The sequence below is a fragment of the Methanosarcina mazei S-6 genome (assembly GCF_000970205.1).
In the GTDB taxonomy this organism is placed as follows: Archaea; Halobacteriota; Methanosarcinia; order Methanosarcinales; family Methanosarcinaceae; genus Methanosarcina; species Methanosarcina mazei.
Genome location: NZ_CP009512.1, coordinates 3,493,860 through 3,505,436, shown reverse-complemented (window position 1 = coordinate 3,505,436; position 11,577 = coordinate 3,493,860). Strand labels below are relative to the sequence as shown.

Sequence of the window (11,577 nt, the reverse complement as noted above, 5' to 3'; positions counted from 1 at the left end):
TGGAAAATACATTCTTACTTTTGAAATTCATCTCGAAAGCTTTATTATAGGTAAATACATGTCGGGAAAAATCCCTCTCAAAAACTATATCTTAGGTAAAACAAAAGAGCTATTCATATTCTTGCAAGTGTTCTCAAAGTAGTATTCCCGTACCCTGCGAGAACGCTTACAAGAAAAATAGGAGTTATATATGAAACTGACATGGAAGTATAAAAACTCTGTCGTAATATTAGAAGCTTCTGAAAGACTGGTGCTTATCTGCGTCGGGCTACTATTTGGATTACAAAACGTTTTTCTCTATGTTTGAATGAAAAGCTTTTCCTGATTTACTTTTATCAGGGCTTTTTTATTTTTTTAAATAATTACCCGTCATTATCAAGGAATATTTGACTTCAGGTGTTTTATTTTTTTCTTCTAGAATCAGCAGATCTGCACCTATCACTACACGTTTCTTTTTTGGGGTTATAAGTATCAAATTTTTCTCCGCAAAACTTGCATATCTTGTTAATTCTCTCCTTCTCAGATCTCCCTGTATCCCGCTCTCTGGGTTTCGTGGCTTCCGTCCCTGGGATCTCCTGGGATCTCCTGGGATCTCCTGGGATCTCCTGGGATCTCCTGGGATCTCCTGGGATCTGTCTTAGGAATAAAGAAGATGTAATTTCATGTTTTTGTTCTCGGTATTGTCTTCTGCAATGCCTATGAAGTCATTCCTAAAATGAATATTTGAAATTATATTTTTACCATTCCTTAGTTCTCAATTTTGAAGTAATCAATCGAGCTACTAACCAGGAAAATAGTAATGAAACCTTGATAAATGCATAAAAATAGCTTTTGGGATAGGCTCATACACTGGGGTTAAGAACACTGGGGTTAAGAACACTAAAACTTAAAAAATAAACCGCAAATATTCATTTTTACAGAAGCATCTGTAAAAAAGGTGGAAAATATAAAAAAGATAAAAAATGATGGGATAGCGCGGATTTGAACCGCGGTCCAAGCGTCCCAAACGCTCGAGGATGGACCAAGCTACCCTACTATCCCAAGGGTACCTCCTCACAAAGGAGATTATCCTTTATATAGCTTTCGTTAGAACATACGGCTGTATTTCAACTTCTCAACCAGGATCAGAATTTTATATTCCCCGCTTAATTGTCCGGATTATCTTTTTTACTTGATGAATTCTCTGATTTCCGGCATTTATCCGTTGTTCTCCAAATCCTCGGTTTTTTCCTGTCTCCAGCGCTGGTAAATGTCATTTTCTATTCCCAGGAGGTCAAGAGCCCTGCCAGCCATGGTGTCTATAATGTCATCAAGAGTCTTTGGTCTGGAATAAAATCCCGGGCATGCAGGAAGGATGCTTGCTCCTGCCTTTCTGGCTTTCAGCATGTTCTCAAGGTGTATAAGGTTCAGGGGAGTTTCTCTTGTCATGAGGATCAGTTTTCTCTCCTCTTTGAGGCAAACATCTGCAGCCCTTGTTATCAGGGAATCAGATATCCCGTTTGCAACCGCCCCAAGGGTTTTCATGCTGCACGGGGCAATGATCATTCCCGAAGTTTTGTAAGAGCCGCTGGCTATAGGAGCTGAAAAGTTCTTCTGGGAATAATTCCAGGTTGCCAGCTTTTCCACTTCAACAGGCAGGTAATCAGTCTCGATCTCGATTATCTGTTTTGCAGCTTCGGTCAGTACAAGATGGGTTTTAATCCCTTTATTTGCCAGCACTTCAAGAAGGCGGATCCCGTACTGGACCCCTGAAGCTCCGCTGATGCCTACAATTATTTCCATTATTTGTTTCTCCTTGCTGTAACGTCACTTTTTTCACAGGAGGCAATGAAGTTTCCGACCATTTCCTCTGCGGTTGAAACTATCTCTTTTATCTCTTCCAGGCTGATGCTGTCCACATGAATTCCGGCAACAACTATTGATGTTTTCCCTGTTGCTTTGCTTACCCGTCTTGCGCTGTCAAGGGCAAGCTGTTCCTCCCTGTGCCCGGGAAGTGTGATAACAGAAGAGCTGGCTCTTCCGCTTTTTTCATCGAATAGCCCTACTGCAACTGCGCCAGCATGCTCTTTTCCGCCGGTCAGGGTTAGCAGGTAGTCTTCCCCCAGTTTTTTCACTTCGAGAGTGATTTCTATCCTGCTGGCTTTCCTTGTAACGGTAAACAAAAATTTTACTCCTGCACTTTAGTATTTTCCAGATCGCTCAGCTTGAATTGTTTTGTGACTTTTTTTATGTTAAAGTATTCCTTTGCAGCCTTCCCCACAGCTTCACAGTGTTCCCTCGGGCAGTAAACTCCCATTCTCCAGTTGTCCATGTGAGCCTCCTGCAATATGGATACGAAGTGCGAAGCTTCGTTAAGGGAGACTAGTTTATGGTCTGTTTTTATCATTGCTTTCATTTCAAGCATTTCAGGGGTTTTCGGGATGTCCACAAGCACACATTCCTGGTCCACTCCGGCAAGTTCTGCGATTTCCTTCTCTGCTCTCTCTATTTTATCCCGGTGTTTGAGTACTCCTTTCCCTGCATCCTCAAGCCCTGTATAGAGCGCCCGTTTATAGAGGTTGCGTGAATCGAGCCGCCTTGCAAGTTCTCCTCCATACCCCTTTGAGCTTCGCATTGCGGCTATTAAGTCTATATCGTCCATCTGCCTTAGCCGGAACGGGTCCATTTCCCCGTCCTCGATCATATGCTCAACTGCTTTTGAGCACATGGCTTCAGATATTCTGGTAACATGGTGATAATAAACCGAGGTATTCATCCAGAAGCGTGAGACCAGGAGAGATTCGGCTGCTTTGAGTCCTCCCTGGTCAACAACAAGCCTGTCTTCGTGAAAACTCATCTGGTTAATCAGGCGGTTGTAGTCCACAACTCCGAAAGCAACGCCGGTATAATGTGCATCCCGGACAAGGTAGTCCATCCTGTCCACATCGATCTCACTGCTTAAAATCTGCCCCAAAGATGTCTCGCCTTCGACGTGCTTTGCAAGTTCACCGGGGTAAATCCCGTATTTTTTCAGGATTTCTTTTATTTCCCCTTTCCCCAGGATTTCCTTTATCTCGTCATGCCGGCGCCGGGTATATTTATAAATAACATTCTCTGTTACATGGGAAAATGGGCCGTGCCCCACATCATGCAAAAGGGAGGCAACCCTTATCTCCAGTTTTTTATCCTCGTCAATTGAGTCGAGGTTTTTCATCAGCATGGAGGCAAGGTGCATGGTTCCGAGTGAGTGTTCAAAACGTGTATGGTTTGCTCCCGGATATACAAGGTTTGAAAATCCAAGCTGCCTGACTCTCCTGAGGCGCTGTATCTGTGGGGTGTCCAGAAGCTCCTGAACAACTTCATCCAGTTCGATGTAACCATGCACGGGATCAAGGACTACTTTCATTAATCTTTAGACAGATGTCATTATATATTGCTGTATCTATTACTTTGATGCTATTACTTAAGATGTAAATTACAGGGCACCTGCTGCCCGAATACTATATAATAATTCGGAAACAGGGATTAGAAACAGGTAATATCATGATTATATTTTCAGGCGGCACCGGAACTCCCAAACTCCTTGACGGGCTCAAGGAAATCCTCCCTGAGGAGGAACTGACCGTTGTTGTAAACACTGCCGAAGACCTCTGGGTTTCTGGGAACCTGATCTCTCCAGACCTTGATACAGTGCTCTATCTTTTCTCAGACCAGATTGACCGGAAGAGGTGGTGGGGCATAGAAAATGATACCTTCGGGACTTATGAGCGCATGAAGGAGCTCGGCATTGAAGAAGGACTGAAGCTAGGAGACAGGGACAGGGCAACCCATATTATCCGCTCGAACATTATCCGTGACGGGGCGTCCCTTACGGATTCAACAGTGAAGCTTTCATCCCTTTTTGGGATCAAAGCAAATATCCTGCCAATGTCCGATGATCCTGTTTCCACTTATATAGAAACTGCTGAAGGAATTATGCATTTCCAGGACTTCTGGATTGGAAAACGTGGAGAGCCAGATGTGCGTGGAGTTGATATCAGGGGAGTTTCCGAAGCTTCCATTTCTCCTAAAGTGCTCGAAGCCTTTGAGAAGGAAGAAAATATCCTTATAGGGCCGAGCAACCCTATCACGAGTATAGGTCCGATTATTTCCCTCCCCGGGATGAAGGATCTGTTGAAAAAGAAAAAGGTCGTTGCAGTTAGCCCGATTATTGGGAATGCCCCTGTCAGTGGCCCTGCTGGAAAACTGATGCCTGCCTGCGGGATTGAAGTCTCTTCCATGGGAGTTGCTGAATACTACCAGGATTTTCTTGATGTTTTCGTTTTTGATGAAAGGGATCGTGCAGATGAGTTCGCATTTGAAAGGCTTGGCTGCCATGCTTCACGGGCAGACACCCTGATGACCTCTACTGAGAAGAGCAAAGAACTGGCAGAGATTGTGGTCAGGCTTTTTGACAATATTGTATGCCCTTCTTAACTTTTCCTTTTTAACTCCCTTTTCTCTTTTGTTTTTCACCTCTTTCTCTTTTGTTTTTCACCTCTTTCTCTTTTGTTTTTCACCTCTTTCTCTTTTGTTTTTCACCTCTTTCTCTTTTGTTTTTCACTCTCTTTTTCTCTTCTCTTTTCCACTTTCTTTCTACATTATTTTAAACCCCATTTCTCTTTCTTTTTCACTACCTTTTTTGCTTTCGATTCTCTTTTCTTTTTTCTATGTTTTTTTATATTGTTGTTTTTTTCTCTTGTTCTATAAATTTTCTTTTGCTTCCCTCTCTGCATGTATGAATTTTCAACGCCAATAAAATTCGAAAGTTTTAAGTAATATTTTTTTTATCACTTGTAATACTAAAAAACATAAAATCCATATTTTGTTCTATTTATTAAGCTATATATTCTAAAAAATGCTACCCAATGCAGTATTAAATAAATGACTTATGGGCAGAAGAGGTAAAAATATGATTGGAAGACGTGGATGTACTAATAAAAAAATCAAAACAAAAATTACCAGTTTTGTTTTTCTGACAGTACTGGTCTTTTCCCTGTGTTTCATCCCGGGGATGGCAGCTGAAACTGACAGTTCGGAGTTGATGGCTCAGGTCTTTGCCGCAGCCGAAAGTAATCTCGGGAATATCGGACCTGAAAACACACTTATAATAACAGATCTTGGCTCTCCTGCAGAGTCTTATGTTTTTCTGGATAATTTTTACTCGGAATTTAACGGAAGGAACCTGAAATATACCGATAATCTGCTTGTTGTCCAGAACGCAAGGAATGCCCCTCTCTGGTTTGCTTTCTTTGACAAAGCAAGCGGAAAATGTGCTTATATTGAGGTTACATACGGAGACGAGGAGAAGATCAGCTATCAGGTAACGGAAAATATAAACTTTAATGGACTTTCGAAAAATAAGAAGTCCATAGAAGCCTGGAATCAAAAAGTGAATTCTGCTGTTTTTAAAGGGCATGAATTTGCCATTCTTACGATCTCCAATGCCTGGGCTACGGGAAATCTCGATTATGAACTTATGCAGTGCCTGGAAATACACAACCACTTCTGTCCCGGAGTCTCAAGCGGTTTTGTGCTTGCAAACTGGATGGAAGAAAATTATCCGCTTAAAGAAGGGGTAAGTTATACGGTCTTTTCCTGCCCCAACTGGTGCAAAGAAGATGTTTTTGTCAAGCGCTGGGATGCCACCCCTGGAAAAGGAGGAATTTTTGTCTCTGCGCTGACGGATGAAGAGATCGAAGCAATCGGGAATTCTCCTGCCGGAATCTTTGTGGTTACGGATAAGAACGCCGGAACAATGAAAGCAGTAGCTCTCGGGTTTGACTTTGATGTCGTGAACGCGAAGTGCGGTGCAAAAAAGGATGATCCTGCATGGATTTCAAAATACCTGGCGGACCTCTGGCTTATGGACAGAGGCAACTGGGATGAAGAAGGCCTTGTTACGGAAATCGCGGTTATCGACATTGATAAGGATACCCTTGGTGAAATGAAGCGGGCAGGTTCCAATCCCTATGAAGTCCTCGGGCTTCTCAACTCAAATGGAAATGTTAATCCCCCAGTTGAAGATAAGGAACTGATGGATCAGGTCTTTTCCGCAGCCGAAGCAGAGCTGGGGACTCTCGGACCTGAAAACACTTTTATAATGACTGATATCGGCTCTCCTGCAGAGTCCGATTTTTTTTTAAATAACTTTTATTCTGAGTTTTATGGAAAAGAGCTGAAATATACAAAGAATCTGCTTGTAGTCCAGAACGCAAGAAACGCCCCTCTCTGGTTTGCTTTCTTTGACAAAGCAAGCGGAAAATGTGCCTACATTGAGGTTACATATGAAAACGAAGATAAAATCAGCTATCAGGCAACGGAAAATATAAACTTTAATGAGCTTTCCGCAAGCCAGGAGTCCATAGCAGCCTGGAGTGAAAAAGTAAACTCAAAGATTTTTAACGGGCGCGAATTTGCCATTCTTACAATTTCCAATGCCTGGGCTACGGGAAATCTCGATTATGAACTTATGCAGTGCCTGGAGATACACAACCACTTCTGTCCCGGAGTTTCGAGCGGCTTTGTGCTTGCAAACTGGATGGAAGAAAATTATCCGCTTGAAGAGGGGGTAAGTTATACGGTTTTCTCCACTCCTCACTGGTGTAAGGATGATGTTTTTGTCAAGCGCTGGGATGCTACTCCTGGAAAAGGAGGGGTTTTTGTCTCTGAATTGACAGACGAGGAACTTGAGGCAATTGGAAGCGACCTTGCTGGAGTTTTCGTTGTCAGGGATAAGAATGCAGGAACTCTGAAGGCAGTTGTGCTCGGGTACAACTCTGATCTTGCGAGTGCAAATTGCGGGGCAAAAGAAAGTGATCCTGACTGGGTTTCAAAATATATGAAGGATCTCTGGCTTATGAACCCTGAAAATTGGGACGGTCTTGTTACAGAGATCGCTGTCATTGATATCGATGATGCTGCCCTGAACGAAATGAAACAGGCAGATACCAATCCTTATGTAGTTATAGGGCTTCTCAACCTCGTAGAGGATGTCAGCCCTCAGAATCTGGAATCCACTGAAGCAGTAACTGCATAAGCAAAATACAAGCCTGGGATAGCGTGAAAAAGTTTGTGGAATCTTTAGTAGATTCCTCTTTACCTTATTTTTTATCTTTCCTGTGTTTTTCTTTCTCAATTTTATTTCAGACTTTATTTTTTACTTTCTGCCATTTTTATATCTTTTATCTGAGTGTCTTTATATTTTTTATCTGAGCGTCCTTAAATTTATTAACACTGACTTAACTATTTACTAATATTTCCTGCACCCTGATTCTAAACAGGCGGAATCGGAAGACCAAAATTATATCAAGTACTTCGATGTTTCTTGGAATCAATTTAGAATCAATTTATCTCTCCCGGCAGCATGTTCGTGCGCTTATGTATATTTATATTCCTAGCTTCGGGAAACGGTATTAAAAGGAGCAGGCTTAATTTCAGGATTTTTTACTTCCCGGAATATTGAGACAGCCAGAAAGGTTAAAACCATGCTTGAAAGACTGAAAGATTCACTGATCAGGTCCCCTATAATCAAGCGAGGGGAGTATAACTATTTTATCCATCCTATTTCTGATGGGGTACCTTCCATCGACCCTCACCTGGTAGAAGAGATTTCCGATTACATCTCAGAGATCGCAGATATGAACGTTGACACTATCCTGACCGTGGAAGCTATGGGCATTCCGGTTGCAAATGCGCTCTCCCTGAAAACCGGGATTCCTCTTACCATTGTCCGGAAGCGGCCTTATTTCCTTGAAGGGGAAGTTGAACTCTCCCAGAGCACAGGGTATTCGAAGGGCGTCCTCTACATAAACGGGCTAAAAAAAGGGGACAGAATAATTATTGTCGATGACGTTATCAGTACAGGAGGTACGCTCCTTGCCCTTGTAAAAGCGCTGCAGACAATAGGTGTAGAGGTAATGGATGTGATTTCCGTCATTGGACGCGGCGATGGTTACCTGAAACTGAGGGAGCTCGGAGTTGAACCCAAGATTCTCGTCACAATTGATGTGGGCGAGAAAGGTGTGGAGATTAAGGATGTCTTTGGGAATCAGTGAAGCATTCGACCTCAGGCCTGATTACATAATCAGCGTAATAAAGGATACCAGAGCAAAGCTTGTGGGCTTTCAGTTTCCTGAAGGGTTAAAACGTAAGGGTCCGGAGCTGGCAAAGAAGGTCGAAAAAGCTACCGGAGCTGAAATTATTATCTCGGGGGACCCGTGTTTCGGAGCATGTGACCTGGACAGGACTCTCCTCGACCACGTTGACATACTTTTCCATTTCGGGCATGCTGAACTGGAAGACATCAGGCTCTCGAATAAAGTCTATTTTATCGAAACCCGGTCTTCGGTGGACGTCCTGCATGTTATTGAAAAGGCTGTCCCTGAGCTTAAAGGGCAAAAAATAGGGCTGATCACTACTGTTCAGCACGTCCATAAACTTCCTGATGTATGTGGCGTGCTGGAGAGAATGGGAAAGACCTGCGTAATCGGGCGTGGTGACTCCAGAATTGCTTATGCTGGACAGGTTCTCGGCTGCAATTTCTCTGCAGCCCGGGATGAAGACTGTGACGAGTACCTCTATATCGGAAGCGGAGATTTCCACCCCCTGGGGGTAGCTCTTTCCACAAAGAAACGTGTCCTTGCAGCCGATCCTTTTTCCGGAGAGGTCCGCGAGGTTGACCCTTCAAGGATTCTGCGCCAGAGGAGTGCGGTAATCGCAAAGTCCCTGGATGCACAGGTCTTCGGGATTATTGTCTCAAGCAAAAACGGGCAGAAGAGGATGGAGCTTGCTTCTTCCTTAAAGGAACTTGCAAAGAAGCATGGAAAAGAGTCACACCTTATACTGATCGACCTCGTAACTCCGGACCAGCTGCTCCAGTTCAAAGTAGACGCTTTCGTAAATACAGCCTGCCCGAGGCTTGCTATTGATGAAGTGGGACGTTTTCCTGCCCCTATGCTGACACCCCAGGAGTTTGAAATAGTGCTTGGGGAACGCGAATGGGAAAAGCTTGTGCTGGACGAAATCACTGAAGAACCTGTATGATTGGGAGTAAATGGCTGCATAATCATACATTCGTGGTCGAGCAATTCTAAAATTAAATCTAATAATACTAAAAGACAAAGGATATGAAACAGAGAAAACTTGAAATGCTGCTTGAGGAAATTGAAGGCTTTTCCGATCCTGAACTTGAACTGGAACAGTATCAGACACCTTCTCTCCTTGCTGCTGAAGTTCTTCATTTCGCTTACATGCAGGGAGACCTTGATGATTCAGTCCATGACCTGGGCTGCGGTACGGGAATCCTCGCAATAGGGGCAAAGGTTCTGGGAGCAAGGAAAGTTGTGGGGTATGATACTGACCCAAAAGCTCTTGAGCTTGCAAGAAAAAATGCTGAAAAAATCGGAGTGGACGTTGAATTTATCTGTTCCGATATCTCTGAAGTCTCGGAACGGGTAAAAACCACAATTATGAACCCTCCTTTTGGGGCAAGAGTTAAGGGAAGGGACAGACCCTTTCTTTCGTCAGCATTAAGAACAAGTGAAGTAATATACTCCATCCACAACCGCGGAAGCCTTGCTTTTATCCAAAAGTTCATTAAGCCTGCGGTCATTACACATTCGTACGTTGCGAAGTTCCCTATAAAGAGGACTTTTGACTTTCATCAAAAAGAAAGAGAGGTTATTGAGGTAGAGATTTACAGAATTGCTGTTCATGCCTGACCTGTATTCAGGGAACCTTTTAAGGCGTCATGTTTTACAGCTTATCTCTTTGTGCTTCATTCTGAAAGGCGGAATTAATAAGCTTATTGAACAAAGAAAAGATCATAAGATAGAGAATAAATCCATAATACCATAAATAAATCCACATTAACATTGTATAATCGGGACTGATGACTTCAGATATGCTTTTTGTGAGCAATCGTGACCGACATCCGGCTTTCCGCCAGCAGTCCCACAAAGGCTATAAAAATTGTTACAACGATTATCTATATTATTAATAGCGATAATTCGAATGAGGGATCATGATTAGAATTCGAAAAAATAAGACTACCAGGAAAAAATTAACAGGTCCTGGTGAAGGAAAGAACGGAGCTGAGAAATCGGCTCCTTCAAATGAAGAAAGCAGGGATCAATTTAAGGGTCAGCAAAAGGATCAGCCCAGGACTCAATTTAAAAGCCAGCCCAGGGAGCAGTCAAGAGACCAGTTTAAAGGTCAGCCCCGAGCTCAGTATAAGTCTCAGCCCAGAGACCAGTCCAGAGGGCAATTCAGAGACCAGTCAAGGGACCAGTTCAAAGGCAGCCCTGATAAAAAGAGAAAATTCCCATATTCCAAGAAAGGTCCCAGAGATAGAAAGGAAACTCCGGGTTTCAGGCCCCCTACCGCAGAAGCCGTTGTATCTGAAGAAGATCTCGAAAAAGGAGGCTTTGTACTTCCTGGAGAACTTGTCGGAACTACAGAAGAGTTCAAATCGGGCAATGGAACTGCAGTAATTGCAGGAGACATCTATTCCACTGCTACGGGTAATGTGCTCATTGACAGAAAAGCCAGAGTGGTCTCGGTAAAGCCAAACACAATTACTCCAAATATCCTCAAAGTAGGAGATGTCGTGTACGGGCGGATATCTGACGTCCGTGAGTCCGGGGCAATGGTGGAAGTCGCAGGAATTGAAGGGAAAGAAAACAGGGAAATCGTTAGTGTAAGGACCGGAGATATTCATGTCTCCAGTGTGAGAGATTCCTATGTGAAGAGGCTGGCAGATGAGTTCAGGCCTTCTGACATAGTAAGAGCAAAGGTAGTTGACGTTGAAAGAATGCGCCTTACTACAGCTGAAGATTCTCTTGGAGTTGTAAAAGCTTACTGTTCAAACTGCAAAGGAGAACTTGTGCTGGAAGGGAAAAAGCTTAAATGCCCGGTCTGCAATATGACTGAAACCCGCAAGATCTCAACTGAGTATGGGAAAGGGATCAGGTAATTTCCTCTTCCTCTTACTTCAGGGATTTACGGCAGGTTAAAGATTTTACGGCAGGTTAAAGATTTTACGGCAGGTTAAAGATTTTACGGCAGGTTAAAGATTTTACGGCATATTTATTATGACCGGTTAAATTCACCATTTACAGGTGGTCACCAGTGGAACTGAACATTCTTAACAAAACAAATAATGAGCTTGAAGTCGAGCTTAGAGGCGAAACTCATACCCTTCTTAATCTTCTTAAGGACCTCCTGATTAAAGATGAAAGGGTTGTAACGGCTTTTTACGATATGAAATATGTGAGCATCAGTGACCCTGTCCTTTATATTAAAACCGATGGTGCGGATCCTATTCTGGTTTTAAAGGACGTGGTAGCAATCATTGTTTCTGAATGCGACGAATTTATCGATGTCTTCAGCAAAGCAGCAAATGCTTGAAACTGAAGATCGCAGGACGTCTTTTTAAGGCGTTTTGCCCATTTCTTTCTTTCAGCAGGAAACATTAGAGAAATAAAGATCACTCAAAGATCATTCGTCCACTTTATACGGTGGGATGTCTTTTTAGAATTGTTTATACTATTTCTGGAA

At 43.0% G+C, this 11,577-nt stretch carries 11 protein-coding genes and 1 tRNA gene; 7 read left to right on the top strand and 5 right to left on the bottom strand.

The genetic code is table 11. The annotated features are described in order from the left end of the window. Positions 1-966: 966 nt before the first annotated feature. The 4 genes from MSMAS_RS14965 to MSMAS_RS14950 form a co-directional block, all read right to left on the bottom strand. Positions 967-1,041 (bottom strand) — tRNA-Pro (locus MSMAS_RS14965). Positions 1,042-1,197: 156 nt separating this feature from the next. Continuing rightward, the gene (locus tag MSMAS_RS14960) at positions 1,198-1,782 is read right to left on the bottom strand and encodes a UbiX family flavin prenyltransferase (RefSeq protein WP_011033806.1); all 585 of its coding nucleotides are present in this window, start codon (positions 1,780-1,782) and stop codon (positions 1,198-1,200) included. Further along, positions 1,782-2,162 carry a prenylated flavin chaperone LpdD gene (lpdD, locus tag MSMAS_RS14955; protein ID WP_048040780.1) on the bottom strand — a complete coding sequence of 127 codons (381 nt, stop codon included), beginning with the start codon at positions 2,160-2,162 and terminating at the stop codon, positions 1,782-1,784. The genes MSMAS_RS14960 and lpdD overlap by 1 nt, the downstream gene beginning before the upstream one ends. Positions 2,163-2,167: 5 nt before the next feature. Beyond that, complete coding sequence (locus MSMAS_RS14950; RefSeq protein WP_011033808.1) at positions 2,168-3,385, bottom strand: HD domain-containing protein; 1,218 nt, start codon at positions 3,383-3,385, stop codon at positions 2,168-2,170. A 137-nt stretch (positions 3,386-3,522) separates the two neighbouring features. Between MSMAS_RS14950 and cofD the strand changes: the two genes are divergently transcribed. Then, the gene (cofD, locus tag MSMAS_RS14945; RefSeq protein WP_015412148.1) at positions 3,523-4,455 is read left to right on the top strand and encodes a 2-phospho-L-lactate transferase; all 933 of its coding nucleotides are present in this window, start codon (positions 3,523-3,525) and stop codon (positions 4,453-4,455) included. A 164-nt stretch (positions 4,456-4,619) separates the two neighbouring features. Here the strand turns inward: cofD and MSMAS_RS19835 are convergent, their stop codons facing one another. Beyond that, on the bottom strand, positions 4,620-4,754 hold the full coding sequence (locus MSMAS_RS19835; RefSeq protein ID WP_268765625.1) for a hypothetical protein: 135 nt from the start codon (positions 4,752-4,754) through the stop codon (positions 4,620-4,622). Between the two features lie 176 nt (positions 4,755-4,930). Between MSMAS_RS19835 and MSMAS_RS14940 the strand changes: the two genes are divergently transcribed. From MSMAS_RS14940 to MSMAS_RS14915, 6 genes are all read left to right on the top strand, one after another. Continuing rightward, positions 4,931-7,057: an FmdE family protein gene (locus tag MSMAS_RS14940; protein WP_048039121.1), complete on the top strand. Its 2,127-nt coding sequence runs from the start codon at positions 4,931-4,933 to the stop codon at positions 7,055-7,057. Positions 7,058-7,505: 448 nt separating this feature from the next. Then, a complete protein-coding gene (gene hpt / locus MSMAS_RS14935; RefSeq protein WP_048039122.1) occupies positions 7,506-8,075 on the top strand; it encodes a hypoxanthine/guanine phosphoribosyltransferase in 570 nt (189 codons plus the stop codon). Beyond that, positions 8,056-9,063, top strand: a complete 1,008-nt coding sequence (dph2, locus tag MSMAS_RS14930; protein ID WP_048039123.1) for a diphthamide biosynthesis enzyme Dph2 — start codon at positions 8,056-8,058, stop codon at positions 9,061-9,063. Before hpt ends, dph2 begins: the two co-directional genes overlap by 20 nt. 83 nt (positions 9,064-9,146) lie before the next feature. Beyond that, positions 9,147-9,740 (top strand): METTL5 family protein, encoded by a 594-nt coding sequence (locus tag MSMAS_RS14925; RefSeq protein ID WP_011033813.1) that lies wholly within the window; start codon positions 9,147-9,149, stop codon positions 9,738-9,740. Positions 9,741-10,042: 302 nt separating this feature from the next. Then, entirely contained in the window at positions 10,043-10,993 is a 951-nt protein-coding gene (locus tag MSMAS_RS14920) for an exosome complex RNA-binding protein Csl4 (RefSeq protein ID WP_011033814.1), read from the top strand. Positions 10,994-11,148: 155 nt separating this feature from the next. After that, complete coding sequence (locus MSMAS_RS14915) at positions 11,149-11,427, top strand: DNA-directed RNA polymerase subunit L (RefSeq protein ID WP_011033815.1); 279 nt, start codon at positions 11,149-11,151, stop codon at positions 11,425-11,427. The last annotated feature ends 150 nt before the right edge of the window (positions 11,428-11,577 follow it).